The sequence below is a fragment of the Paenibacillus hunanensis genome (assembly GCF_014645615.1).
GTDB lineage: Bacteria > Bacillota > Bacilli > Paenibacillales > Paenibacillaceae > Saccharibacillus > Saccharibacillus hunanensis.
On record NZ_BMMB01000001.1, the window covers coordinates 338,136 to 365,080 of the forward strand.

At 46.6% G+C, this 26,945-nt stretch carries 20 protein-coding genes and 2 tRNA genes; 15 read left to right on the plus strand and 7 right to left on the minus strand.

Annotation, left to right across the window (positions count from 1 at the left end):
- Window positions 1-234 precede the first annotated feature (234 nt).
- Together IEX62_RS01305 and IEX62_RS01310 are read left to right on the plus strand one after the other, a co-directional pair.
- Complete coding sequence (locus tag IEX62_RS01305) at window positions 235-3,528, plus strand: S8 family serine peptidase (protein WP_229685546.1); 3,294 nt, start codon at window positions 235-237, stop codon at window positions 3,526-3,528.
- A 474-nt stretch (window positions 3,529-4,002) separates the two neighbouring features.
- A complete protein-coding gene (locus IEX62_RS01310) occupies window positions 4,003-7,275 on the plus strand; it encodes a S8 family serine peptidase (RefSeq protein WP_188773600.1) in 3,273 nt (1,090 codons plus the stop codon).
- Window positions 7,276-7,558: 283 nt separating this feature from the next.
- Here IEX62_RS01310 and IEX62_RS01315 read toward each other — a convergent pair whose 3' ends face one another.
- The 3 genes from IEX62_RS01315 to IEX62_RS01325 form a co-directional block, all read right to left on the minus strand.
- Window positions 7,559-8,089 (minus strand): hypothetical protein, encoded by a 531-nt coding sequence (locus IEX62_RS01315; RefSeq protein WP_188773601.1) that lies wholly within the window; start codon window positions 8,087-8,089, stop codon window positions 7,559-7,561.
- A gap of 143 nt (window positions 8,090-8,232) precedes the next feature.
- Window positions 8,233-8,535 (minus strand): hypothetical protein, encoded by a 303-nt coding sequence (locus tag IEX62_RS01320; RefSeq protein WP_229685547.1) that lies wholly within the window; start codon window positions 8,533-8,535, stop codon window positions 8,233-8,235.
- Window positions 8,536-8,772: 237 nt separating this feature from the next.
- The gene (locus IEX62_RS01325; protein ID WP_188773602.1) at window positions 8,773-10,251 is read right to left on the minus strand and encodes an alpha-N-arabinofuranosidase; all 1,479 of its coding nucleotides are present in this window, start codon (window positions 10,249-10,251) and stop codon (window positions 8,773-8,775) included.
- A 169-nt stretch (window positions 10,252-10,420) separates the two neighbouring features.
- On the opposite strand from IEX62_RS01325, the gene IEX62_RS01330 reads away from it, so the two are divergent.
- Window positions 10,421-11,386 (plus strand): ArsR/SmtB family transcription factor, encoded by a 966-nt coding sequence (locus IEX62_RS01330; protein ID WP_188773603.1) that lies wholly within the window; start codon window positions 10,421-10,423, stop codon window positions 11,384-11,386.
- Between the two features lie 375 nt (window positions 11,387-11,761).
- Here IEX62_RS01330 and arfA read toward each other — a convergent pair whose 3' ends face one another.
- Window positions 11,762-13,276 (minus strand): arabinosylfuranosidase ArfA, encoded by a 1,515-nt coding sequence (arfA, locus tag IEX62_RS01335; RefSeq protein ID WP_188773604.1) that lies wholly within the window; start codon window positions 13,274-13,276, stop codon window positions 11,762-11,764.
- 435 nt (window positions 13,277-13,711) lie between these two features.
- Between arfA and IEX62_RS01340 the strand changes: the two genes are divergently transcribed.
- The 9 genes from IEX62_RS01340 (at window position 13,712) to IEX62_RS01380 (ending at window position 22,972) form a co-directional block, all read left to right on the plus strand.
- Window positions 13,712-14,311 (plus strand): hypothetical protein, encoded by a 600-nt coding sequence (locus tag IEX62_RS01340; protein WP_188773605.1) that lies wholly within the window; start codon window positions 13,712-13,714, stop codon window positions 14,309-14,311.
- Window positions 14,312-14,779: 468 nt separating this feature from the next.
- A complete protein-coding gene (gene fur / locus IEX62_RS01345; RefSeq protein ID WP_373289082.1) occupies window positions 14,780-15,271 on the plus strand; it encodes a ferric iron uptake transcriptional regulator in 492 nt (163 codons plus the stop codon).
- Window positions 15,272-15,547: 276 nt separating this feature from the next.
- Window positions 15,548-16,789, plus strand: a complete 1,242-nt coding sequence (locus IEX62_RS01350; protein WP_188773606.1) for an SPFH domain-containing protein — start codon at window positions 15,548-15,550, stop codon at window positions 16,787-16,789.
- Window positions 16,789-17,541: a hypothetical protein gene (locus IEX62_RS01355; RefSeq protein WP_188773607.1), complete on the plus strand. Its 753-nt coding sequence runs from the start codon at window positions 16,789-16,791 to the stop codon at window positions 17,539-17,541. Before IEX62_RS01350 ends, IEX62_RS01355 begins: the two co-directional genes overlap by 1 nt.
- Window positions 17,542-17,617: 76 nt before the next feature.
- Entirely contained in the window at window positions 17,618-18,175 is a 558-nt protein-coding gene (locus IEX62_RS01360; RefSeq protein ID WP_188773608.1) for a hypothetical protein, read from the plus strand.
- Between the two features lie 366 nt (window positions 18,176-18,541).
- Window positions 18,542-19,723, plus strand: a complete 1,182-nt coding sequence (gene alr, locus IEX62_RS01365; protein WP_188773609.1) for an alanine racemase — start codon at window positions 18,542-18,544, stop codon at window positions 19,721-19,723.
- A gap of 225 nt (window positions 19,724-19,948) precedes the next feature.
- Entirely contained in the window at window positions 19,949-20,230 is a 282-nt protein-coding gene (locus tag IEX62_RS01370) for a CopG family ribbon-helix-helix protein (RefSeq protein WP_284446173.1), read from the plus strand.
- 3 nt (window positions 20,231-20,233) lie between these two features.
- Complete coding sequence (locus IEX62_RS01375; RefSeq protein ID WP_188773610.1) at window positions 20,234-20,584, plus strand: type II toxin-antitoxin system PemK/MazF family toxin; 351 nt, start codon at window positions 20,234-20,236, stop codon at window positions 20,582-20,584.
- A 162-nt stretch (window positions 20,585-20,746) separates the two neighbouring features.
- Window positions 20,747-22,972: a Tex family protein gene (locus tag IEX62_RS01380; RefSeq protein WP_373289076.1), complete on the plus strand. Its 2,226-nt coding sequence runs from the start codon at window positions 20,747-20,749 to the stop codon at window positions 22,970-22,972.
- Window positions 22,973-23,278: 306 nt separating this feature from the next.
- Here the strand turns inward: IEX62_RS01380 and IEX62_RS01385 are convergent, their stop codons facing one another.
- Entirely contained in the window at window positions 23,279-23,641 is a 363-nt protein-coding gene (locus IEX62_RS01385) for a hydrolase/acyltransferase (RefSeq protein WP_188773612.1), read from the minus strand.
- Between the two features lie 186 nt (window positions 23,642-23,827).
- On the opposite strand from IEX62_RS01385, the gene IEX62_RS01390 reads away from it, so the two are divergent.
- The 3 genes from IEX62_RS01390 (at window position 23,828) to IEX62_RS01400 (ending at window position 24,511) form a co-directional block, all read left to right on the plus strand.
- A complete protein-coding gene (locus IEX62_RS01390) occupies window positions 23,828-24,313 on the plus strand; it encodes a SprT family protein (RefSeq protein ID WP_188773613.1) in 486 nt (161 codons plus the stop codon).
- Between the two features lie 24 nt (window positions 24,314-24,337).
- A tRNA-Asn gene (locus IEX62_RS01395) sits at window positions 24,338-24,413 on the plus strand.
- A gap of 6 nt (window positions 24,414-24,419) precedes the next feature.
- Window positions 24,420-24,511, plus strand: a tRNA-Ser gene (locus IEX62_RS01400).
- Between the two features lie 452 nt (window positions 24,512-24,963).
- Here IEX62_RS01400 and IEX62_RS01405 read toward each other — a convergent pair.
- Window positions 24,964-25,839, minus strand: coding sequence for an HAD family hydrolase (locus IEX62_RS01405; protein ID WP_188773614.1), 876 nt, complete (start codon window positions 25,837-25,839; stop codon window positions 24,964-24,966).
- Window positions 25,836-26,621, minus strand: coding sequence for a DeoR/GlpR family DNA-binding transcription regulator (locus IEX62_RS01410; RefSeq protein WP_188773615.1), 786 nt, complete (start codon window positions 26,619-26,621; stop codon window positions 25,836-25,838). The genes IEX62_RS01405 and IEX62_RS01410 overlap by 4 nt, the downstream gene beginning before the upstream one ends.
- Window positions 26,622-26,945: the final 324 nt, after the last annotated feature.

Here is a 26,945-nt window from a genome sequence, read left to right on the forward strand (position 1 = left end):
ATCAACTTGCATCGTTTTCCTGGATTCATTTATTAATTTCCAAAAATAGAGAATATAAGGCGAGTATAACGTGGAAATGAGTAATTTTCAGATGGTTGATAAATAACATTTTCTCGATATAAAGTAGCGTTAAAAAATTGTTATCTGCTCGGAAAGTCTCTGTTCAGATGAATCATCACGATGATAGGATAGCTCTGCTTCATTACCAAAACCATATGAAATGAGGTAGAACGCTTGAGAACAGGGAATATGCGTAATCCATTCTGGATCTGGTCCATGGTGAGTGTACTGGCTGTGAGTATGATAGCTGGGCCATCAGTGGCGGGAGCGGCAGCTCAAGGAACAGCAGCATCACCGTATATCATTCAGCCAGCCGATGTCAAAGGACAGTCTGTGAATCTTCGCACTGCGCAGGAGCATATGATCTCGCCAGATATCAATACTGCATCGAGCGATCCGGTCTCTGTTATCGTACAGCTAACAGATCAGCCAGCCGCGGTAAGTCTGCACGATTCCAAGCTGGAGGCTAGTAAACGAATCGAATCAGAGCAGCTTGATCCAGCTGCTGATGAACAAATGGTCGCTTCTCAACAAAATCTAATTTTACAGCAAGCGCGCAATCAGAGCATTTCGTACACGGTCAATTATCGCTACAATACCGTACTGAACGGAATGGAAATGACGCTGCCAGCTAATCAGATTCCAGCACTGGCGAAGCTGCCTGAAGTCAAATCGATTTATCAAAATAAAACCTATACGACGATGCCTGTACAGGATCGCACAGCAACGCAGGCAACCTATGATCCTACGCCATTATCGCTCATCGGTGCTCCGATCGCCTGGCAAAAAGGATTGACAGGTAAAGGTGTGAAGGTCGGCGTAGTCGATACAGGAATCGATAGCGATCATCCCGATCTGATCGGTGCCTATAAAGGTGGCTACGATTCGGTTGATCATGATAATGACCCCTATGAGACACCACCTGTATCGGTGCAGGATGATGTATACAAAAAAGGCTATCCGGGTAGCTCACACGGCACTCATGTATCCGGTACCATTGCGGGGCGTGCAGCGAATCAACAGGGCGAAGTAAATCAAAAGGGTGTCGCTTATGGAGCCGATCTGTATGTGTATCGTGTGATGAAGCGTGATCCTGTCACCAATGAAGAGACAGGAGATTCAGCTACGATTATCGATGGCATTGAGCATGCAGTAAAGGACGGCATGGATGTGATCAATCTATCGATCGGCTCGGATGCCGATAAGGATGTGAATGCTCCCGATTCAATCGCAGTTAACAATGCAGTGCTAAGCGGAGTGACCGTTGTGATTGCAAATGGTAATGCTGCTGCGCCGGGTTCTTACTATTATTCGATGGGTGAACCAGCAACCTCACAGCTAGCGATTGCCGTTGGCGCATCAAGTGTCCCTTTTAGCCAGTATGTAGCGACTGTGCATGCAGATGTGTATGGTACAGCAGACCACGCTACTCCAGTAACAGGGGATGTGTACGGTTCGAGCAAGCCTGCCAAGTCGGCATCTACAGTAAGCAGCGATGTGTACGATACGAATGTGAATCAAGACTATGCGCTACAGATGCTTGCATGGAAGACGCATCAAGAGGATTTTGCTTCGATCATTGGTAAGGCTCCAGTGCAGGGAATATATGTAGGATTGGGTAGCGAAACGGATTATGAAGGCAAGGATGTGAAGGATAAAGTCGTCATTGTCTCACGCGGTGGAATCGGCTTTACTGATAAGGCTGAAAATGCTGCCAAGCATGGCGCACGTGCCGTGATTCTATTCAATGGAAATGCCGATCCGAGTCATCCGGGCAAAGCGGATCTGTCCAAAAGTATTTCAGGGCGAGATAGCTATATTGGTGGAGCAGCGTTCATGGGAGATGGATTTACGTATGTGCCTACCTTTGATATGAAGGGTGCAGAAGGTCGAGCGTTAATTCGCGCTTCACTGGCACAGGGTGGACAACCGATCACATTTACATTTGACACTAAGTATCCTAAGCAAGATGTGAGCGGTGACCATATCGCAAGCTTTAGCTCGCGTGGTCCGAATCAGGATGGGGTACTTGGCGTGAAGCCTGATCTGGTTGCACCGGGTGTGACGATTCGTTCTACCGTACCTGCTTATGGCAAATATATCAAGGATGCCAATTATGCGGATGCGTACAAGCGTGAGAGCGGCACAAGTATGGCTGCTCCGCATGTAGCAGGTATGGCAGCATTGCTCAAGCAGGAGCATCCAGACTGGACGCCATTTGATATTCGGGCAGCTCTTGCGAATACGTCCGAGTCGTTAGTGGATGAATCTGGTCAGCGTTATGATGTGTATTCTCAAGGAGCAGGTCGTGCTGATGTGGGCGCTGCTGTGAATACACCAGCACTGCTGGAGACGGTAGACGATATTACCATTCTGGATAAGGATTTTAACCGTAAAACGGTCACTAACTATAATCCATCTGCCGCATTTGGCGTGATGCAGCCCGATGGAAAACCACACGAACAGCCCTTACAGCTCAAAAATACGTCCGGCTCATCGGTGATATACCATGCAAGTGTGAGCATGCATCCGTCAGTAACATCAGATCCATCCGCACCTGTAGCTACACCGGATGTGAAGGCGATTCAGGCTGTATTGCAAGGGCTGGACGCGAACGGTACAATTACAGCCGCAGCGAATAGCGCAGTCTCGTTCAATCTGGAGGTTACACCTTCCACATCTGCGGCTGAAGGAGTGTATGAGGGAGAAGTCGACTTAACAGCAGAGGGCTATCCAGCGCTGCATTTGCCATTCTCACTTCATATTGGCAAGGATCAGCCAGATACAGGATTAGGTATTCAGCAGGTGGAAGTGAATCATCCAGCTGTGCGTTTGGATGGTAAGCAGGATTCGGCAGACGTAACCTTCCGTCTGCTTTCTAATAATGTGAATGCTTTGGAGCTAGACGCGGTTACACTGGATGGTCAATATGCAGGTACGCTTGTGCAAACGATCAAACAGCCTACCGCTACGGCATCACCAGCCTTTGCAGCAGGCTATTATCGTCTAACTGGACTGGACAATATCGTCACTTACTTTGGCGATGATGGAACCGGTGAGACTCGCGTGCTACAGCCAGGCACCTATTCGCTTCAACTGAACGCTTTTAATATTGATAAAAACGGCAATATTAAGAAAAGTGCGACCAAGCGTGCGAGCACGGCTTATCGGATCGCAGGTACAGAGAAGGATCGTGTAGCGACGGCTACCGCTCGTTTTAGAACGATTCAGACAGGCAATCAGGCAGTAGGTCAGCCTGTGCTTACTCTGCCACAGGATAATCGACTGGATTATAAAATTCTATCCAGCAGTGATCCTCAGCTTGTCGACAATAGCGGTAAGCTACTCAAGCTACCTGCTTCATCGTATCGGATTGTACGCCTACAGCTGAAAATTAGCTCGATCCATGATCCATCTGCATCACAGACCGTATCTGCACTAATCAAAATTAAAGGCACAGGAAAATAAAATATTCTAATCATCAATTAACTAATTCACAATTCATTAACTAACTGATTGCGAGAGTCGTACAGCCAGCGACTATTACATGAATAACAATAGTTCTACCCTTTGAGGGAGTGCACAGGTCGTTGAGTGTGCTCCTTTCAAAGGGTGTTTTTATATGCTTATATTTTTATAATAGTTCTCAATTCCCAGGTTGTTGCATAGATATGCTAAATCGAATTTCAATGCATGCTTCTAAAGTCGCTTTTACGAGAAAAATCAAGTTTGCCAAAAATAAATATTAGCTATAAAAATTACTTTCACTGGATAAATACAGGTGATTTTTAACTGATTTTAGATGTTTGATAAAAATCAGTTTTCGTTAAATAAGTATCGCAAAAAAAATATAATCTATGAAAAAAGTCTCTATTCAGTCATTTAGCAACGGTGATAGTATAGCACTGCTTTACTACAAACATATGGAATGAGGGAGAGAACTTGAACACAGGGAGTAAGCGAAATCGATTGTGGATGTGGTCTGTTATAACTATGCTGACGGTTAGCATAGTGGGTGACCCCTTTGTTGCCTCTGCTGCTTCGCAGGGTACAGCGCAATCGCCTTATATGATCCAGCAAGGCAATATCGCTACCATGTCTGGAGCGATTCAACAGCAGGAGCATCTGATTTCACCGGATATTGACACTTCCTCTAGCCATCCTGTCTCCGTTATCGTGCAAATGACGGATCAACCGGTAGCGGTTCAGCTACAGGATCAGACGACGAAGGCGAATCAACTGAATTCTCTGGCAGGTAGCGAATTGACAGCCACCCAGAATACGGTTGCCTCGCAGCAAAATACGATTCTACAGCAGGCGAGTAGTCAGAACATTTCGTATAAAGTGAATTATCGCTACAATACCGTACTGAATGGTGTAGAGATGACACTACCAGCGAATCAAATTCCGAAGCTTGCCAAGCTATCAGGTATCAAATCCATTTCTAAAAATAAAACGTATACGACATTGCCTGTGCCTCAATCAGCTGCTACTGCAACGAGTACAACGTATGATGGCGTACCTTTATCCATTCTTGGTGTACAGGACGCATGGGCAAAAGGCTTAACTGGAAAAGGCGTTCGCATCGGTGTGCTGGATAGCGGAATTGATTATGATCACCCTGATCTCAAGCAAGCGTATAAGGGTGGTTACGATTCAGTCGATCATGATCGCGATCCGTATGAGAATCCACCTGTCTCTGCTACAGATGATGTATACGGCACAGGCTATGCAGGGAGCTGGCATGGAACGCATGTATCCGGCACAATTGCCGGACGCGCTGCGAATACGACAAGTGATGTCGTACAAAAAGGTGTAGCTTATGGCGCAGATCTGTACGTATACCGCGTCATGAGGCGTGATCCTGATACGAATGCAGATACAGGTGATACAGCAACGATCATCGATGGTATCGAGCACGCGGTCAAGGATCATATGGATATTATTAATATGTCTATCGGTACGGATGAAGATAAAGATATCAACGCGCCGGAAACGATTGCTGTTAACAACGCAGTATTGAGTGGAACAACTGTTGTTATTGCAAGTGGTAATGCTGCTGCACCGGGATCGTACTATTATTCACTAGGTGAGCCAGCAACATCGCCGCTGGCAATTACCGTAGGTGCTTCGACTGTGCCTGTTACGTACTATAGCGCGACTGTCAAAGCTGATGTGTATGGTACAGGAACAGCAGCTACTCGTGTTATAGACGATACGTATGGGACAGGCACACCAGCTGATACCACAGGCAGCACCAAACAGTCCAATAATGTCAACCATGCCTATGATCTGCATCTGCTTGCCTGGAAGACTGCTCATGAGCAGTTCGCTTCCGTCCTTGGCACGAAGCCACTGCAAGGAGTATATGTTGGCTTAGGGGATGAATCCGATTATAGTGGTAAAAATGTAAATGGTAAGGTCGTGCTTGCTTCTCGTGGGGGCATTACATTTGTACAAAAGATTGCGAATGCGAAGGAGCATGGTGCTGTAGCCTTAATTCTTTTCAATGGTAATCAAAATGCTACAGATTCCAGTAAAGCCGACCTGACAGCAAGTATTAGTGGTCGTGATGGATATATTGGCTATAACGCTTTTTTACGGGATAGCTTTGACTATATTCCAACCTTTGATATGAAGGGTGCAGATGGTCGTGCGCTTGCTCGGGCTGCACTACAGCATGATGATCAGCCGGTCACCTTTACCTTTGGAGCGGATTATCCAGCGCAAAATGTGCCAGGTGATCATCTGATCTCCTATAGCTCACGCGGTCCGAATCTGGATGGAGGACTGAACATCAAGCCAGATCTGGTTGCACCGGGCTTGTCGATTCGTTCCACCTTCCCAGCGTACGGAAAATATATTAAGAATGCCAATTATGCAGATGCGTATGCTCGTGAGAGTGGTACGAGTATGGCAACGCCGCATGTAACCGGGATGGCAGCCCTGCTCAAGCAAGAGCATCCAGACTGGACACCATTCGATATTCGAGCAGCACTTGCGAATACTTCGGTACCGTTAGTAGATGAATCGGGACAGCAATATGATGTGTACTCGCAGGGATCTGGACGAGCGGATATCGGCGCTGCTATGAATACGCCAGCAGTACTGGAAGCTGTACAGGATATTACGATTCTGGATAAAAAGCTGAACCTGAAAGCTGTCACCAACTATAATCCATCTGCCTCACTGGGTGTGATGGAGGGGGATGGTAAGTCACACGATCAGGTGCTCCAGTTGAAAAACATTTCTGGCACAGCGGTCACGTATCACGCCAAAGTCAATCTGCATCCATCCGTCACATCTGATCCAGCTGCATCGGTGACTACGCCCGATGTAAACGATATTCAAGCGGTGCTTCAAGGTGTTGGTGCAGATGGAAGCATTAAAGCGAATCCGAATCAGGCGACTTCGTTCACCCTTTCGGTAACCCCGTCCACATCAGCAAAGGATGGAGTGTATGAAGGGGATGTGCAGCTAACCGCAGACGGCTACCCAGCCCTTCATCTGCCGTTCGTGCTTCATATCGGTAAGGATCAGCCTGATACGGGCTTAGGAATTCAGCAGGTAACCATCGATCATCCAATCGTGCGCTTGAATGGCAAGGAGGATGCAGCAGCACTGACCTTCCGTTTGATGCCAGATCATATCAATGCACTGGAGCTGGACGCATATACGATCAATGGTGATTATGTTGGTACACTGGTACAGCAGATCAAGTCGTCACCGGACACATTCAGTCCAGGCTATTACACGCTGAGTGGACTGGATAATATCGTGAATTTCCTAGGTGATGATGGTAGCTCACAGCTTCAGATTTTACAGCCAGGTACCTATCAGCTTCGTCTGAATGCATACCATCTCGATGAGAATGGCAATGTAGTACAGAGCGATACGAAGATCGCCAATAGCATCTATCGTATCGCAGGCACAGAGCAGAATCGTGTACAGGCTGCGGCTGATGCATTTCATAAGGTAATCACAGGCAACTCGGTTGTAGGGCAAGCTGTGCTGACTTTACCGCAAAGTGATCGTCTCCATTACAACATATTGTCCAGCAGTGATCCTGAGTACGTCGATAATACGGGCAAGCTGTTAAAATTACCGCAGTCCTCGCACCGAATTGTGCGTCTACAGCTACAAATCAGCTCGATCAATGATCCTTCTGCAACAACTACAATCACCGTGTCCGTCAAGATTCAACGTCAAAAGTAAGGCTTGATGCGATGTAGATATAAATGTAAATACAGACACAGATATAGCTTATTTGTCTGAAAGATTTCTTTTAAAATAGAAGAGTAAAGTAAAAGAACTGCTTCTCCATGTAGAAATATCAGCTAGAGCATAGGAGCATCAGTCACAGTCAATGCAAAGAGACATCCGCCTTAGTGGAAGGAGGATGTCTCTTTGTTATGATTGGTCAGATAAATCGTATGACCTGAAATGAATACTACAGCCTGAAATGAATGCTATAACCTCAAATGAAGCGTATCATCGATCAGCTACTTTGCTTCACGCCAAGCTGACTGTACAAAAGAGCCTGCTGTCGTAGCGCTTCCGCATATTTCTCATGATCGGCCTGCTGTAAAATAAAGGTCAGATCATCATGGAAATCCTGCACCATATAGCCTTCTGGCAAATCCTCGAACAGGCTATGGAAATCAACCTCAGGTAAGGTCTGCTCACCCTGCGCACAGCGCGCCATCCAATCGATCCAATCCGAGACAGCAAGAATGCCGCTCATGCACAGATCTTCCTGCAAGCTAATACTATCCTGTAGCTGCTCATACGCTTCCGGCTCGCTATAGCGCTGAAAGGCTTTGATCACAATCGTATAAAGGGCATCTGCCGCTACAGCAACCTCACCTGTTAAAGGGGCTTCCAGCTGCTCATGGAAATCCTCTAACTTTAAATGTCCGCCCTCATCGTACAACAGCGGCACAACCGAGCATTGATGCAAAATATCAATGAGTGTATCTTCTGGTAATATTCCTTCTGCAAACCATTGTTCCAGTTTATGTGGTGACATCGTTATCCTCCGGTTTCGATTCTTAGCAGCGTTGATGCTGCATCCGTCATACTGGATCAACATCCATATGACCCGTAACGATTATACACCACATGCTGAGACGATGTCCGCTGTTTGCACCATTTATACCTAGATAGTAGCAGTTACTGCTCCCACTGAGATCTGGTAGGTGAAGGACAATAGCTTGCCTGTAAACGCGTACGAATATGCACCAGACAGCCACAATGCTTGCAGGTAGTGCCGAATTGCAGAGAGGGGCACGCCATACAGCGCTGGAAGCGCTCCTGCTGGACAGCTTCGGATGCAAGCTCATTAGCCTGCTTACCAGCAATAGCAAGCTGTACGAGATGATTAATCTTTTCCTCGGATAGCACGGGACTGCGATTGCAGCCTTTACAGCCTTGATTCGTATCCGAATGAACCTGCATAGGACGAATTGCGCTCATTGCTCATCCCCCTTTCTGCAACTGAATATACCGCATATGATATACCGCATATGTTCATAAACGATAATCATATCTGGATTCCAAATAGGATCTACACGCATCGACTGCTTGCTACATCTCATAGGATATCGGGTCACTGCACATCCCATCGTCTTCCATAGCATCGTTCTATATTTCGTAGTTCTATTGGATGGACTGTATATTCGTCGATACGGTAGCAGAGTGTAGCATGTACAATTACGACAATGTAATACGTGCCACCGAAGCAGCAGGAAGCTCGAAGCTCAGTACACCTTCTGCTGACAGCGTTACGCTCAGCTCGGTTGGAGCTACACGCTCTGGCTGTTCAAATGTGTTGTGTGCATCCAGTGCATCGCCTGCCAGTACGATACCTGTAGCTGTATACGAGCCGCCTTCGATCTGACAGCTGAAGCTTTCGGATTCGTCATGACTCAGGTTACATACGGTAATGTGTACCTGACCCTGAGCATCCTTCGATGCAGCCGCACTAATTTTTGGAATCGATTGTGCGCCCATCACGTATTCCGGGCTTTCCCATTGCAGGTCAAGACGCTCGCTATCCTGATGCACCTGATACATATTGAATACATGGTACGTTGGCGTGAGCAGCATACGATCGCCCTCTGTCAATACCATTGCTTGCAGTACGTTTACCATTTGAGCGATATTTGCCATTTTGATTCGATCTGCATATTTATAGAACAGGTTCAGGTTCACTCCGGCTACGACAGCATCGCGTACTGTATTTTGCTGGAACAGGAAGCCCGGATTGGTGCCTGGCTCCACATCCGTCCAGATGCCCCACTCGTCAATGATCATACCGACCTTTTTCTCTGGATCGTATTTATCCATAATTTTGGAATGCTTCACGATCAGCTCTTCCATAAACAATGTATTTTTCAATGTGCGGAACCATTCTTCAGCAGCAAAGCCCGTAGCAGGCCCTTTAACCGGGAAAAATTCGCCCGATGGAATCGTGTAATAATGCAGACTCAGACCATTCATCAGATGACCCGCTTCACGCATCAGCACTTCGGTCCATTTGTAGTCGTCTGTATTTGCACCACAGGCGATTTTGTACACCTGATTGTCGCCATAGTTACGCACATATGTTGCATAATGACGGTACAGATCCGCGTAGTATTCGGGACGCATGTTACCGCCACAGCCCCAGTTTTCATTACCTACACCAAAGTACGTCAGCTTCCACGGCTCATCGCGACCATTTTGACGACGCCAATCTGCCATTGGAGACGTACCGTCCTGCGTCATATATTCGACCCATTGCTGCATCTCGTGTACCGTACCGCTACCTACGTTACCACTGATGTATGGCTCTGTATCCAGCAGCTCACATAGACGCAAAAATTCATGCGTACCAAAGTGGTTATTTTCCTCCACGCCGCCCCAGTGACTATTCACCATACGTGCGCGTTCCTCTGGCTTACCTACGCCATCTTTCCAGTGGTATTCATCCGCAAAGCAGCCACCCGGCCAGCGAAGCACGGGAATGTTCAGCTCACGCAGCGCTTCCAGTACATCATTACGGATACCGTCTGTATTCGGGATCGGCGAATCCGTGCCAACCCACATGCCTTCATAAATACAACGACCCAGATGCTCAGCAAATTGTCCATGCAGATGACGGCTTAATGTTCCGGTCGTTACAGTTGTGTTCACATTCATGTTAATCATAGTAAAATGCCTCCTTTGGTAGTAAAAGCTAGGTTAATGCTTGAATTAGCCTGATCTCATAACGATATTTTCAAAATTCAACGGGAAACGTTTGTATTTTTGTTAACCTAAGGATATAGTGAAAAGATAAATAAAAACGTTACACACTCGCTAATGGAGGAGCTTGCCCATGAATCTGGATATTTCGGACAAATCATTACCTGTGTACGAAGCCCTTGCCAGCAGTGTACGGCACAAAATCATTCAACTGCTTGCTGATAAACCGATGAATATTCGCGAGCTAGCAGAAGCGGTTGGGCTGACCAGCGCCATCGTATCGATGCATGTTAAAAAGCTAGAAAAGGCAGCGATTATCTCGACTAACATGCAGCCCGGTAAAGGCGGCGTGCAGAAGGTATGCTATCTACAGGTAGAAGAAGCGAATATCGCTTTTCCTAACAAGGTAGAGCATGTGCGTCACTATCATGAAAGTGAGATTTCGATCGGACACTATACCGATCTGGCGGCAGAGCCAACCTGTGGTCTGGCTTCAACCGAGAAGTTTATCGGTCAGGTCGATGATACACGCTACTTTTTCGATGCCGAGCGTTTTCAGGCGAAAATTCTATGGTTTAGCGAAGGCTTTATCGAGTATAAAATCCCGAATTTCCTGCTATCCACCGAAAATCCGCTGGAGCTGATCATGTCGATGGAGATTTCCTCGGAAGCTCCGATGACCGATGATCGTTTCCCGTCGGATATCACCTTTTACCTGAATGATGTGAAGCTCGGTACATGGACAAGCCCAGGCGACTATGGCGACAAGCGCGGCAAGTACAATCCTGCATGGTGGCCGGAAATTATTAACCAGTACGGTCTGCTCAAGCACTTGCAGGTTACGCGTGAAGGCACCTTTATGGATGGAATTCAGCTGTCGGATGTGACGCTCGATCAAGTGAATGTACGGGATCGACAATGGACACTACGACTGGCTGTGGAATCCTCAGCTGAGCATGTTGGTGGCCTGACTCTGTTCGGACGTGGCTTTGGTAATTACAATCAGGATATTGTGTTCCGACTGTATTACGACAAGCGTGTGCGCCCAACGGCAACGCCAGTTGACCAGCCCAAGCAGGAGAAGCAAGAGCAGCACTAGAATAGTGAGATCCGGCTTCGTATGAAGGCTACGGATCGGCTCTACTCATTTTGATAACGCTTGCATATTATGCTGTAGCTTGTTGCCTTGAAGCCTACATAGACTACAGGGTATCCAATCCAGCTTATCGTCATCAGCATCCAATGCTTGTTTTATGGTTGAATCTATTTAAGTAGATAGATACAAGCAGCAGGGAGGAAGTAATCGATCGATTGCTTCGCTCCCTTTTTGCTTTGTATGAAGATCATGAATGGTCATATGGGCTGAGTACAAGGATGCCATGTATATCGATTACTCGGATATGATGGCTAGTCTGAAGAAACGGTTTTACGTATTGATATAGAAAATTGTACGGACGTATGGGAATGAGTATGTTTACGCTTTACGCAAACGAATTACGTTCCACGAAGCCTTGCTCAAGCGTGCAGTCAGCATACCGCCATCCAGCGTAGAGTTACCACCGCTATGTGGCTTCACCTGCTCATTATCGGCTGTATTGACCGCTTTTAGATCATCATTTTCCAGTACGATATGCTCCTCGATCACATAGCCTTCAAACGAGCGAACATCACAGTTCAGATCAAGCGCATCGGTGAGATGACGGTTAACAGCGAAGATCGTCAGATGCTCATTTTCCTCGTCATGGACAACAGCGCTATCCAGATAAGGCACATCGGTGTAATCTTTAGCATCATAGACAGGCGAGTCGATAACTGGTTTCAGGGATACACCACGACCATACACCGAAGCGTGCATATATGGATAGAAGATCGTTTGCTTCCAGGAGCGTCCGCCAGTCTCTGTCATGATCGGTGCAATAACGTTTACGAGCTGTGCCATACACGCCATTTTCACGCGATCTGCGCGACGCAGGAAGGTGAGCAGCATACTACCAACGAGCAGTGCATCCTCAAAGTTATACACATCCTCCAGCTGTGGTGGGGCGATGCTCCACGGGTCCATTTTGCTATCTGCATCATTGGAGTGATACCATACATTCCACTCGTCAAAGCTGAGATACATATTCTTTTTGCTGCGTTTTTTCGCTTTGATATAGTCACAGGTCGAGATAACGGTATGAATAAAATGATCCATATCGACTGCGCGAGCCAGATAGTTGGCAGGGTCATTTTCCTGATTGCCATAGTATTGGTGAAGGGAGATGAAATCCACCTCATCATAGGCATAATCAAGTGTAGTTGCTTCCCATTGTGGGAATGTAGCCATACCTGTATTGGAGCTACCACATGCTACCAGCTCAATAGAGGAATCCACCAGACGCATTGCTTTTGCCGCTTCCAGCGCCAGCTTGCCATAATCCTCTGCATTTTTGTGTCCGATCTGCCATGGGCCATCCATCTCGTTACCAAGACACCAGGTTTTGATGCCATGTGGATCAGCATAGCCATGCTGCTTACGCAGATCACTATAATATGTACCGCCCGGATGATTGCAGTATTCCACCAGATTACGTGCAGCATCGATGCCACGCGTTCCCAGATTGACTGCCATCATAACTTCGGAGCCAATTTCACGCGTCCATTGCGCAAATTCATTTGTACCTACTTCATTTGGCTCGATTGTTCTCCATGCCAGCTCCAGACGCTTCGGACGCTGATCAACCGGGCCTACGCCATCCTCCCAATTGTAACCGGATACAAAGTTACCACCAGGATAACGAATAATAGGAACCTGTAGCTCCTGAATCAGTTTTTTTACATCGTTGCGATAGCCATGTTCATCGGCGAGTGGATGCCCTGGATCATAGATACCGCCATATACAGCACGGCCCAGATGCTCGATAAAAGAGCCATAAATTCGCTTATCAACCTCGGCAATACGGAAGGATTTGTCAACAATCATTTTAGCTTTGATGCTTGTTTGGGACATGGTGTTCATCCTTTCATCTTCAATGTGGAGGTGGTGCAGGTCGGAGCCTTTGCAGCTAGATATACAGCAACAGTAAGTAGCTGCAAGATCCTATCGTTTATAGTTTGAATGTAACATAACGTTCATAGATAGGTCAATTATAATATTAATAATTAATGTTTTTATTAACTAATGATCTCTCGGATGTAAAATCTACTTGTTGCGGAGCGCTTGATGATTCTGCACTGTTCTCTCCTTGCTATGGCATATCGCTATTACATGACGAAGGTCGAATCGACATATGATGGATATGACACGATAGAACGATGAGCGAATGTAGCGATAAAAGTAACCTTTTGTGCAGTGGAATTTGTTATAATCTCACCATATACGCGCGCTAATCGCTTGTAGGATGATGCAAGAAGAGCGCACGACCAATGAAAGGGTGGATGACGTATGCAATCTAAGGATGTATTTCCAGCGCGTGTGCGCGAAGTGATCGACTTGATTGAGCAGGGGGATGTATTAAGTGGAACCTATAAAGAGTCTGTTCCAATGGTAGATATAGCTACACAGACACCGAAGCATTACATAGAAATGAGTACGCCAGCGAATCTGTTTAACGATTTGCAGGAAGCGTTGCAATTTTATCAGGATGAAGATATAGAGCCGCCTTATTATCATTTGCCCGATATAACGGCAGAAGCATTAGGAGATATTCCAGCTGCGACTAGCGATGAGCAGAGAGCGCTAAATCGTGCGCTAATTGAATATGAGGAGGAGCATAATTTTTACGAGCTTATAAAGGAAAGAATTGCTCCGCTTGCTGCCAAACTACATATCGAGGACGAGGAAGCTAGTCTTGTGGCAGATATCATTAGCAGCGATCTGTACCATTGTGCCAAAGCCAGATTGTTGCTAGAGGAGCCACATCCATATTTTGAGCATATACTGAGTATTTATCGTAATCAGGGGATGCCTATTGGCTGGATTGGAAGCGAAGCACCGGATGAAGGGGAATTCATTATCTATACGCGAACGTATAATGTGGAATAGGTACTATCGATAGGATGGCTCAGCAAATTGATGAGAATATTCCATACAATTAGCTATTCGCACAGCTACTCGCAAAAAATCTACAGGTGAAAATGTAAACTAATCCGGTATAGCGGCACTCTATATTTTAGCGCCGATACAGATTTTCTTCTTCCTATTTACAAGTACAGGCGGTTCCGATATGATATATTTATAATTATTCTAAATATAAATACAAGTTACGTGTGTTGATGGTCTCTCTTACAGTCAGGCACGGTATTGTGCCGTGTGCGTGAATATACAGATATCGGTATCCATTTATATTATGTTCGGTATGTGCAGACATGGATGTGTACGTCGTGTCGAGATGTTAGCTACACCGTACCATTTGGAATACATGACGATGATGAAATGCCCAACCGAAAATGACATTGTGAAACGTTACTTGGACAGGAAGAATGAAATCAACCGGAAGGTGTGAAGAACATGATGGTGCTGACGGAACAGGTAGACCGGATTAAGGAACGACTCAAATCCAAAGGCTACAAGCTGACGCCACAGCGTGAAACGACAATCCGGGTATTGCTGGAGCATGAAAAGGATCACTTGAGCGCAGAGGAAGTATTTTTGCTCGTGAAGGAACAATTCCCGGAGATCGGTATGGCGACCGTGTATCGGGTACTTGATCTGCTAAATGAGCTACAGATCGTACAAAAGGTGAATTTTGGCGATGGGGCGGCACGCTTTGATCTGCGTGCAGCGAATAGTCCCCATTTGCATCACCATCTCATCTGCACACGCTGCGGCAATGTAGAGGAGATTATGGAGGACTGGCTGGTCACACTGGAAAAGCGTGTAGAGCGTGAGTACGGCTTTACAGTGACTGATCACCGACTGGACTTCCAGGGTGTATGCTCCGCTTGCCAGGCAAAGGAACGCGAGAAGAATAAAGGCGGCAAGAACTGCCAAGCGGTTTCCTAATAATAAACGGTGAGCGTGCTATCGCTATTGAGCTAGGATGGAAAAGTAATGATGTATGAAAGAGCCTGCAAAGGCTCTTTTTTGCTGTGTGGGTTATTTTTTTAGCCAGTCTAGCCGACATTATACAATAAAAGTATGATTTTACAGTTAGTCTATGTAGCGTTGTGGTCATATTAGAAAATAGAAATGAAGCAAGCCACTTACTTTTGGAACGCGAGCTTCATTCCCAGCGTACATAGAGTATAGATTTACATATATAGAAAAGGGGTTAGAACAATGGCCTTATTTGAAGTTGTAAAATATGATGGCACACCGGATGTGTATGCGTGGAAGTATCCCAATGAAGAGGTTAGCACATGGACACAATTAGTTGTAAATGAATCGCAGGAAGCGATTTTGTTCAAAAATGGACAGGCGTTTGATACGTTTCAGGCGGGTCGTCATACACTGAGCACTATGAATATTCCGCTACTAAACAAAGTGATCAATCTACCCTTCGGTGGACAATCTCCATTCGCCGCTGAAATATGGTACGTGAACCGGGTCAACAATCTGGATGTAAAGTGGGGAACCACATCACCGATCCAGCTTCAAGATCCGAAATATAATATCATCGTGCCTGTACGTGCATTTGGACAGATGGGGATTCGTATTGAAGACTCCCGTCGATTCCTGATCAAGCTGGTCGGGACATTACCAAAGTTTGAACTGGCTGATATTTCAAGATATTTCCGCGGTTTATTGTTAATGAATATTAATGAGTGCATTTCATCGTATCTCGTTCATCGTAAAATTAGCATTCTGGAGATCAATGCGTACATTAGTGAGATTTCTACCTTTGTACAGGAACGTATGGCTCCTGTATTCGCCGAGTATGGCATTGCGGTTGTGAATATGTATGTCGACTCCATCAATACACCGGACGAGGACGTTTCCGTTCAGCGACTGCGGGAAGCACTCGCCAAAAAAGCAGAGATGGATATTATTGGTTACACCTATCAACAGGAGCGCAGCTTTGACACGCTGGAGGGTGCAGCTAAAAATGAAGGTAGCATGCAGTCCGGTATAATGGGTGCCGGGTTAGGACTTGGTATGGGCGTAGGCATGGGCGGCCCGCTTGGTCAATTGATGGGACAGGTTGGACGTGTGATGGACGTGAACACGAGCAGTGTATCCAGTAACTCCACATCGACAAATGCGAAGCCGTGCAGCAATTGCGGTCAGCCGCTCATCGCTGGCTCCAAGTTCTGCCATCATTGTGGCGATGCGTATCTGGCATGCGAGCATTGCGGTGCGGACAATCCGGAAGGTGCTGTGCAGTGTAACAGCTGCGGGAAGGCACTCTCTCATCCCTGTCGTCAATGTGGCGCTTCGTTAAAAGCAGATGCGCGCTTCTGTCATGCATGTGGTACACCAACTACGGTAGCATGTAATCATTGTGGAAAACCAATGCAGCCCGGTCAGAAATTCTGTATGGAATGCGGACAAGCAGCGCCGGAGCAGGGGGGACAAACCTGATGAATCGTAATCGAGGTATCGCCATCATCGCTCTATTGTATGGACTGACACTACTGGTCACCATCATTAGCTTTATCCTGCTCGGTAATGTGCTGATTGCAGACAGTCGCTTCTGGATATCGCTTGCAGCTCTATTATTAGCTGAAACGTTGTTCTGGTCGCTGGCTGGATGGGGAGCATTACGTGGAGAACGTTTTGCTTCTACCGTGCCTGCCTATATGGGACAGCTTGTGACTGCTGGTCTGTATGCTATACTGGTCATCGTCTATACGCTTCTATTCTGGTTGCTGTTCAATCTAGGGGCGTTGTTCTACGGCTGGCTGCAATTAACGACATTTGTCGTAGCGGTTGGCGTGATCGCGCTTATCAGCTGGTTTATGCAGTCTGAACGTTATATCGATAGTCAGGAACGTCTACAAAAGCTGAGCATTCATGATATTCGGCAGGGTTTAGGCGAAGCTGGTCTGCATATTCGCAGCTGGCAGGAGCCGTATCGTAGTGAGGTGAGTCGCCTGCTGTCTGAGCTTGAGGAAAATGTACGTTTTAGTGATCCGGTTACCCACCCTGCTATATGGAAGGAAGAGGAGCAGCTCACCGATGAAATACGTCAGCTGCGTGAATGGATGATGCAGGCGCCAACTGGAGATGAGCAGCAGATGAATCGTCAGCTGGAGCAGCTGCGACAGCATTTCCAGACAGCACACGATATTTTACGTCAGCGAAACACTCGACTGGCAGCTTCCAAGTCATAGCTCTTTATTCGATCGAGCAGGCTTGTCTTCAAACAATATAGAAGAATATAGAATGATGTAAAAGGGGAGATCGACCATGCTTGCAGGAGGGATTGTTTGTATTATTTTTGCCCTTCCTTTATTGTTATTTGCATTGTTTGGAGTAGGTGGTACATTATCGAGTGATCCGGGATCAGCGATTGTACTGGGAATGGTGTTTGGTTTCCCGGGAATCATATTGATGGTATTCGGAATTTCTATGATTCGCAAAAGTCAGGCACAAACGCGATTGGAATATGAGCAAATGATGACGGCTCAGCAGCAGTGGAATCAGAACAATCTAAATGGGCAATTTCAGCATTCGTCATCACAGTCATCCATGCATGTGAATATATCTTCCAGTACAAATGGAGTGCAGCGAGTCAATGAATCGTATACGATTCATAATCCGCTTGATCCACGCACAGCTGCCTATGTGAATCATCGAGCAAGGCAGCAAGCAGCGTCCTCGACATCTTCAAACCCTATGAATCAGGCATCTACTAGTAATCAACCGAAAACCGTAGATTGTCCGGGCTGCGGGGCGCCACAAACGCTGGCACCAGGTCAGAGCCGTGAGTGTGAATACTGTAGCACAGTCGTTGCTTACAAATGATTTCAGGATGACTTTAGCACGCTTGTGTAAATTTTCTGAATTGCAAAATATCCGCTTCTATTCTGAAAGAAGCGGGTAAATACTACAAACAAGGCGAAACCGAACAGACCTATGCTGGGCGGCTGTTCGCCTTTTTAAGGTGTAGTTATATATAATAGGATTATGTCTTTCATTTCGGCTGATGTCATATGCCGAATATTTTTCACCATCAGCGGTGAATTCGTACGCTGCATTGTCCGATTTCGAAGCGTTAGCATGGCATCTGATAGCATCTTGCAGGTCGCTCATAATTGACAGTTATCCGGCTTCCGCATTAACATAGTTGTATTGCCCGGATGGGCAAAAACGGATAGAAGGTGACTGTAATTGCAAGAGCAATATCGACCAACAAGAGCGGAAATTAATCTGGATGCGCTGCGGGCGAATTACGAAGCTTTTCGGAGTGCATTGCCGCACACAACCAGACTGATGCTTTGTGTAAAAGCAGGAGCGTATGGACATGGTGCTGTAGGGGTAGCCCGTGAGCTGGAACAGCTCGGTGCGGACTACTTGAGCGTAGCTTTTTTGGACGAAGCGATTGAGCTACGTCAGCACGGCATTTCGTTACCGATTCTGGTACTGGGCTATACGGCACCAGAAGGGGTAGCAGCAGCGTACGAGTATGATGTTACTTTAAATGTGTTTACAGAAGAAGTGCTTGAAGCGATTGCCGGACTGTCTGTGGAACCTTCCGGTCGCAAGCTCAAGGCTCATATCAAAATTGATAGCGGAATGGGACGACTCGGACTATTTCCAGATCAGGCACCTGCATTTATCGCCAAGGCGTTTGCAGTACCAACACTGGAAGTAGAAGGAATGTTCACTCATTTTGCAAGAGCAGACGAGCATAATAAAGATTATACACTGATGCAATACGAGAACTTCCAACGCGTGGACCGTGAAGTGCGAAGCATGGGCTATACTATCCCTGTCATACATACGGGGAACAGTGCTGCCGCGATTGATGCTCCCGAGCTATCCCCACAGATGGTTCGGGTAGGAATTGCACTGTATGGGCTGTATCCTTCGACCGAAGTGAACCAGCAGGCGATAGCGTTAGCCCCGGTCATGGTCTTGAAAACCAGAGTGGTCTATACCAAAACGCTGCCGGCAGGCGCGGGTGTAAGCTATGGCACCCGTTATGTCACCGAGCAGCCAGAGGTTATTGTCACACTGCCAATTGGCTATGCGGATGGATATTCGCGCTTACTCAGCGGAAAAGCCGAAGTGCTGCTTCGCGGACGCAGAGTCCCTGTCGTTGGAACGATCTGTATGGATCAGTGTATGGTATCACTCAAATCTTTTGCCCATGAGGCAGAAGAAATCCAAATCGGCGATGAGGTTGTCTTAATCGGCCGTCAGCAGAATGAATTCATCTCGGCTGATGAGCTTGCTTCATGGCTCGGTACTATCAATTACGAAGTGGTTTGCATGATCGCTTCCCGCGTCCCTCGTCTCTACTACCGTGACGGCGAAATCGTTAGCTGTTTAAACCCCCTTTTGCGTTAAAATATTTTTCGCAGAGTGGAAGGAAACGGAAAATGTTGAGCGAATCTTACATAATGTGATGAAAAGTCTGTACTCATACTGTTGTTGTAGTTTATAATGAGGGCAGCAAAGTGGCTTTATGTATTGTGCATGAAGCCAGACCATAAACTTGGATTCGCATTATGAAAAAATGCCGTTACAACAGCTAAGGGGTATAGCTGAAAAGGTTTTGGGGGTGCTGGACAGTTGGACAACATGCAAAACGTGCAAGGGATTATGGTCCATTTACCGGATCAGCTTTTGCAGGAAATCGATGGGATCGCAGCCTTGGATAATTCCGACCGTAATGAGTTAATCAGAAAGGCGACGAAAGTGTATCTAACGGAGCGTAAGAAGCGGATTGTCCGCGAATCGATGCAGCGTGGATATATGGAAATGGCCAAGATCAATCTCAGAATTGCTAGTGAAGCATTCTATGCGGAGGAAGAAGCGGACATCACTCTGGACCGCTTAGTTAGCGGGGTGTAGACATTGATCGTAAAGCGTGGCGATGTATTTTTTGCAGATTTATCGCCCGTCGTCGGTTCTGAGCAGGGTGGCGTGAGACCGGTTCTGGTGATCCAGAACGATATCGGTAATCGCTTCAGTCCGACGGTCATTGTGGCGGCGATTACGGCACAGATTCAAAAGGCCAAATTGCCGACGCACGTGGAGATCGACGCGAAGTCTCATGGTTTTGACCGGGACTCCGTCATTTTACTAGAGCAGATTCGTACCATTGATAAGCAGCGTTTGACTGACAAAATCACACATCTGGATGAAGATACCATGCGTAGGGTGCATGATTCTCTCCAGATCAGCCTCGGCCTGGTGGACTTCTAAAAGGCTTTCGGCAAGCAAGTGGACCCGGTGACTGCACCGGGTTTTTTGCGTCTAATGGGGCAACTTCATCAATATGGTTTGAGATCATGCCCAACTTTTGAGATAATACAGCTATTGATATAGGGTTCTCTGCATGAGTAGAGAATGGAAAGAGGGATCAGATTGTCTGAACAAAAAGTAATTCATGAAGCGCAAGCGAAAGATAGCGAGCAGCAGGTACGTGAGCGGATCGTACGTCAGATCGCCGATGAGCTGAATATCTCGCAAAAGCAGATTCGTACGACGATTGATCTGCTGTCGGAAGGCAATACGATTCCATTTATTGCTCGTTACCGTAAAGAGATGACCGGAGAGCTGGATGAGAACCAGCTTCGCGATATCGAGGAGCGCCATCAATATTTGCGCAATTTACAGGAACGTAAAGAAGAGGTGCTACGCATCATCAGCGAGCAGGACAAGCTGACCGAGGAGCTGGCAAAAGCGATTCAAAATGCAAGCAAGCTGCAAGAGGTCGAGGATCTGTATCGTCCATATCGCCAAAAGCGTAAAACACGTGCAAGCGTAGCGCGTGAAAAAGGATTAGAGCCACTTGCACAGTGGATTCGTAGTGCGCCGAAGGCGCCAGAAGCGCTCGTAGAGGCTGCTAAGTATGTGGATGAGGCAAAAGGCGTCGAGGATGCCTCACAGGCGCTACAGGGAGCGATGGACATCATTGCCGAGGAGATTTCGGACGATGCAACAATTCGTGCCTGGATCAGACGTTACACCTTGGATCATGGTATGCTCGTGACCGAAGCGCGTAATGCCAATGAAGAATCCGTGTATGAAATGTACTACAGCTATCGCGAGCTAGCGAAAAAAATGCCGCCTCACCGCATTCTGGCAATTAACCGTGGTGAGCGTGAAAACGTACTGAAGGTACAGCTGGAGGTAGCTCCAGAATCGATCTATCGTTATATGGAGAAGCAGCTCATTCAAGGGCCATCTGCGGTACAAAAGCTGCTGGGCGAAGTAATCGAGGATGCCTACAAGCGTCTGATTGCCCCATCGATCGAGCGCGAGGTACGTACCGAGCTGACAGAAAAGGGAGATAGCCAGGCGATCTCGATCTTTGCTGGTAATCTGCGCAATCTGTTGCTGCAAGCACCGATCAAGGAAACAAGAGTGCTCGGCGTTGACCCAGCTTTCCGTACAGGCTGTAAGCTAGCAGCTGTTGATGAGACAGGCAAGCTGCTGGAGGTAGCGGTAACGTACCCAACTCCACCAGTCAACAAAAAGCGTGAAGCGACGGAAATCTTCCATCGTATGATTAATGAGCACAATATCGAGCTGATCGTGATCGGTAACGGTACAGCTTCGCGTGAAACGGAGCAATTCGTAGCCGAGCTGATTCAGGAGATCAAGGATCGCAAGCTTGCGTATCTGATCGTGAGTGAGGCGGGTGCAAGTGTATATTCTGCTTCCAAGCTGGCGCAGGAGGAATTCCCTGATCTGGATGTCGCACAGCGCAGTGCAGCATCGATCGCTCGCCGTGTACAGGACCCACTAGCAGAGCTGGTCAAAATCGATCCAAAAGCAATCGGTGTCGGTCAATACCAGCACGATGTATCACAGAAAAATCTGGAAAGCTCGCTTAAAGGCGTTGTAGAGTCAGCGGTTAACCACGTCGGCGTCGATGTGAATACAGCTTCTCCATCGCTGCTGTCCTATGTGGCAGGCGTGAATGCAACGATTGCTAAAAATATCGTAAAATATCGTGAGGAAAATGGTCGCTTTATTAGCCGCAAGCAGCTGCAAAAGGTGCCACGTCTGGGTGCTAAAACGCTCCAGCAATGTGTCGGCTTCCTGCGTATCAAGGGTGGAGACAATCCACTTGATTATACCGGTATTCACCCGGAATCGTATGCAGCGACAACGAAGCTTCTGAAGTCGCTCGGTATCCAGCCAGAGCAATTAGGCAGCACCGAAGCGGTAACGGCTCTTGCAGGCGTCGATGTGGAGCAGACAGCGGCAGCACTGGATATCGGTGTGCCAACACTGCGCGATATTTTAGATAGCTTGCAGCGCCCAGGACGCGATCCACGGGATGAGTTGCCATTGCCAATCTTCCGTACCGATGTGCTGAAGATCGAGGATCTGACGCCAGGGATGGAGCTACAAGGCACGGTACGCAATGTTATCGACTTTGGTGCTTTTGTTGATATCGGCATCAAAAATGATGGATTGGTGCATATCTCCCAGCTGAGCGAGCAATTCGTGAAGCACCCGATGGACGTTGTTTCTGTTGGAGATAATGTAACGGTGTGGGTACTGAATGTGGATTTGAAAAAAGGTCGCGTAGGTCTGACGATGCGCCCATCCTCTGCTCAGGAAGCAGCTGGACAGTAAAAGGTATGAATCAACACTCTGCTTACTGGCAAGGCGTAGATACGGATGTACAAGCTATTGAACGTCATTATGGTAAGACATCGTATGAAGCCATACATGTTAACTATAACGATGTAAGGATGCGTAAGCGGAGCGGCATGTAAGCAACCAGAACTGCGAGTAAGCAGGTCAAGCTATGTATCAGCTATCAGAGAGCTAGAGCAAAGCTGTAATGATAACCGGAACGAAACGCAAACAGCCCTGTAGATCATTCTACAGGGCTGTTCGTATCTTCTAACTATTCAGATCAGATGATTAGTGGCAGTATTATTGCTGCTCCGCATACTCTTCATACCACTGCTCAAGCTGCGCCTGTAGCGCACGAATTTCAGTGAGCAATGAGATCAACGGATACTCCTGCTCCTGTAGACGGGCAAATGACTGCTCCAGCGCATTGATATAATCTAATCCGCCGATCGTTTGTGTGCCATCCTGTAATAGCTCCAGATCACTACATTCAGCAACTGCGCGTGGAAGCTTCGGCACATCCGTAGCAGTCAATTTGCTAATTTCCTTATGTAAACGTAAATTAAGCGCGCTGAGCTGGTAAGCATAATCAGCAGGCATCTCCACATATTGAAGCTCCGTGTCCTGCTGTAAAAGTACATAGCGCATAAGTGAGGTGCTCATCATCATTCTCCTTCAATCGAATTGCCGGCATGCCGGTATACATGTTCGCTACAAATAAATGAACGAAAATGTAGTTTGTACTTGAAGTGTAGCGCATAACAAAGTTAAAATTCAAGAGAAGCAGGTTGATCTTTTTCTATGCAAACTGATCTGGAACAATCATGTCAAAGGAGCAGAGCGGGTTTCATGACTAACGAAGAACTTCAGGCATGGGTGGAGCAGCTATCCTTGCAGCATTTTGAACGTCCATTTTTGCATGAGGCCGTCTTTAATGCACGACTACGCACAACCGGTGGACGTTATTTTCTCAAAAGCCATAATATCGAGATTAACCCGCATCAGCTTGCTGCCTTTGGTCGCGAGGAAGTGGAGAAGATTATTAAGCATGAGCTGTGCCATTATCATCTTCACATTTTAGGTCGAGGCTATCAGCATAAGGATGCAGAGTTTAAATACTGGCTGCAACGCGTAGGTGGCGGACGATATTGCCAGATTCCACCCGATATGTTGAAAAGTAAACCCAGAGAGTTGTACCGTTATCGACTTCTATGCGGGGATTGCGGCACCCAATATTTACGTAAGCGCCGTATGGACCCGGGCAAATACCGCTGTGGCAAATGTGGAGGAAAACTCACATTGGAATCGCTTGACTTGCCCAGAGAAACATGGTAAATTATTTTTTAGATTGAACAATGTTCCCTGATAGCTCAGTTGGTAGAGCACTCGACTGTTAATCGAGTTGTCACAGGTTCGAGTCCTGTTCGGGGAGCCATTTCTTGGAGAGATACCCAAGTGGCTATAAGGGGACCCTCTGCTAAGGGGTTAGACTGCGTAAGCGGTGCGAGGGTTCGAATCCCTCTCTCTCCGCCATATGAATTTATATTCATGTAGCAACTTTAGCAACAAGCATACATAGGTTAAGTAAAGAGTCGGCGCTGCCGGCTCTTTTTTTGCTTTGAGTTTTATAGTTGGAGTTTTTATATATTTTGCAGCCATTTTTGAATAGAACAGCCTTCGATAAGAGTAGTCAAGCTTATCAACAAGCCTAGATTCAGATTCAAGGAAGCTTTTATACAATGTGCTCATGTAAGCTAATGCTCCATAGCGCATACAAAAAAGATCATCCTATAAATTAGCTAAGGATGATCTTTTTGCAGTTTCTTATATTACATCAATACATGTACAGGATATTGATGTCTGCCCGGTAGAATGGTATGTGTGAATCAATACAGTGATTCAATCCAATGAAGCTATCCAGTGAAGCAACTTTAATCTGGTGACTAGCGTTGCCTGACAAGTAGCTTTAACCTTGTAAATTAAAATCACACCAGCGGCACATTCAACCCCAGCGCCTTATAGATCGCATGAGCCACGCCATCCTGCTCATTCGTCAATGTAACGTCATCGGCGATAGCCTTCACCTCAGGTTCTGCATTGCCCATAGCTACCCCCAGCCCAGCAAGCTGGATCATGGATACATCATTAAAGTTATCGCCAATCGCCATCGTTTGCTCCAGTGGGATACTATAGTGCTCTGCCAGATGCTGGAGCGCTGTTCCTTTAGAAGCATTTTTATGCTCAATCTCAAAATTCATATGACCGGAAACGACCATCGTCATATCCTCACGACCAGCAAAATGCTGACGTCCCACTTCCAGCTTCTCCTGTTCAAAGGATAAGGCAAGAATATTGTAAAACTCCGTGTTGTCTGGAATCTCATGATACGTATTCACACGAATCATTTTTAGCTTGGCACTCATTCCCTGCATCGCTTCTAGCATTTGCAAATAGCTTGGATCAGGATTGGTGCTCAGCAGACGATCAACCTCTACAGCCAGTACCTGATGACCGGTGCTAATCGTATAAATGCCTTTGCTCGTATGTGCTTGATAGTAGTACTGATTCGTTTCCAGCCAGTTCAGCACTTCCATCGCTTGATGATGTTGCAATGGGAGGGAGAACATCGGCTCTTTATGCTCATTATGGATAACCGAACCATTAGAGGAGATGACCGGAGTTACCAGCTCAGCAGCTTCTAGAAAAGAGCGTACATTATTATGCTCGCGACCCGTAGCAATCGCTACAATTACGCCTTCCTCCTGTGCAGCACGAATGGCTGCCTTGTTCACATCATTAATATACGTATGGCCACTCAGCAGTGTACCATCCAGGTCAATTGCGATTAATTTGATACTCATAGACTCAGCTCCTTCGAAAATGATTGATCGGCAACCCATAGCTCTACCTCATGCTGATCAAGTAGCTCCAGCATTTCGGGAGTAGGGGAGCGATCCGTAATAATCAGATCGACTTCAGACAGATCGGCAAACTTATAAAATAGCTCACGTCCAAATTTGGAATGATCGGCGAGAATGATCGTCATCTCGGCTTGCTGCATCATTTTATGCTTAATCCGACCTTCCTCCACGGTGAGTGAGGTAAGACCTTTGCTAGAAATGCTACCGACACCGATAAAAGCTCGTTCAGCAAAATAATGCGATAGGGCTTCAACAGCAGCTGAGCCGTATACATAACGATGCTGTGATTGCAATTGCCCGCCGAGCAGATGAACAGAAATATCTTGCTTGTTGGATAAAATGTCTGCCTGATTAATTGAGTTGGTGACAATGGTACAGCCAGGTGCTTCGATAAATTCGGCGCATGCCTGAACCGTAGTAGAGGAATCGAGGATGATGCGTTGCCCGCTCTGAACAAGCTGTGCAGCGCGACGACCGATCTGCTTTTTCTCAGCAGATACCGTATTCAGGCGGTCATTATAGCTTGGGATAATGATCGGACCAGCTGAGAGTAGCGCACCACCACGCGTGCGTACGATTGAATTCTGCTCTTCCAGTCGCACAAGATCACGTCTGGCAGTATCCCGGGATACTTGAAAAATACGGCAAATGTCTTCAATCGTAATTCGCTGGTGCTTACTGAGATACTCCAAAATATGAAGCATGCGTTCTTCCTGATACATAGAAGCTCTCCTTTGGAAGAATAGAGAAAATGGATACAGCTCATGCTTGTTCGTTACCCATCATGATAAGCACAACAAGTATGATGAAGAACGGTAGCAAGCAATTTAGCTCATAAGTAAGTAGAAACAAGTAGAGGTAAGTAAAGTATGTCGTTTATGCTGCTTATTTAAGTTTATATAAGCAATTATAAGTAATGATAAGTCAAACTACAAGTCATTCTTTCGATTTTGACTTAAATAAAGCAACAAAATAGGGCATTTAAAAACTAATAAAAAAGTGCTTGCAATATAACTCTGTACTTGATATAATCATTTTTGTTGTTA

What these genes read in the sequence shown, in the direction of transcription:
- IEX62_RS01315 (WP_188773601.1), bottom strand. Translation starts at nt 8,089, where the DNA reads ATGTCACCACATAAACTGGAACAATGGTTTGCAGAAGGAATATTACCA.
- IEX62_RS01320 (WP_229685547.1), bottom strand. Translation starts at nt 8,535, where the DNA reads ATGAGCGCAATTCGTCCTATGCAGGTTCATTCGGATACGAATCAAGGC.
- IEX62_RS01325 (WP_188773602.1), bottom strand. Translation starts at nt 10,251, where the DNA reads ATGATTAACATGAATGTGAACACAACTGTAACGACCGGAACATTAAGC.
- IEX62_RS01330 (WP_188773603.1), top strand. Translation starts at nt 10,421, where the DNA reads ATGAATCTGGATATTTCGGACAAATCATTACCTGTGTACGAAGCCCTT.
- arfA (WP_188773604.1), bottom strand. Translation starts at nt 13,276, where the DNA reads ATGTCCCAAACAAGCATCAAAGCTAAAATGATTGTTGACAAATCCTTC.
- IEX62_RS01340 (WP_188773605.1), top strand. Translation starts at nt 13,712, where the DNA reads ATGCAATCTAAGGATGTATTTCCAGCGCGTGTGCGCGAAGTGATCGAC.
- fur (WP_373289082.1), top strand. Translation starts at nt 14,780, where the DNA reads ATGGTGCTGACGGAACAGGTAGACCGGATTAAGGAACGACTCAAATCC.
- IEX62_RS01350 (WP_188773606.1), top strand. Translation starts at nt 15,548, where the DNA reads ATGGCCTTATTTGAAGTTGTAAAATATGATGGCACACCGGATGTGTAT.
- IEX62_RS01355 (WP_188773607.1), top strand. Translation starts at nt 16,789, where the DNA reads ATGAATCGTAATCGAGGTATCGCCATCATCGCTCTATTGTATGGACTG.
- IEX62_RS01360 (WP_188773608.1), top strand. Translation starts at nt 17,618, where the DNA reads ATGCTTGCAGGAGGGATTGTTTGTATTATTTTTGCCCTTCCTTTATTG.
- IEX62_RS01385 (WP_188773612.1), bottom strand. Translation starts at nt 23,641, where the DNA reads ATGAGCACCTCACTTATGCGCTATGTACTTTTACAGCAGGACACGGAG.
- IEX62_RS01390 (WP_188773613.1), top strand. Translation starts at nt 23,828, where the DNA reads ATGACTAACGAAGAACTTCAGGCATGGGTGGAGCAGCTATCCTTGCAG.
- IEX62_RS01405 (WP_188773614.1), bottom strand. Translation starts at nt 25,839, where the DNA reads ATGAGTATCAAATTAATCGCAATTGACCTGGATGGTACACTGCTGAGT.
- IEX62_RS01410 (WP_188773615.1), bottom strand. Translation starts at nt 26,621, where the DNA reads ATGTATCAGGAAGAACGCATGCTTCATATTTTGGAGTATCTCAGTAAG.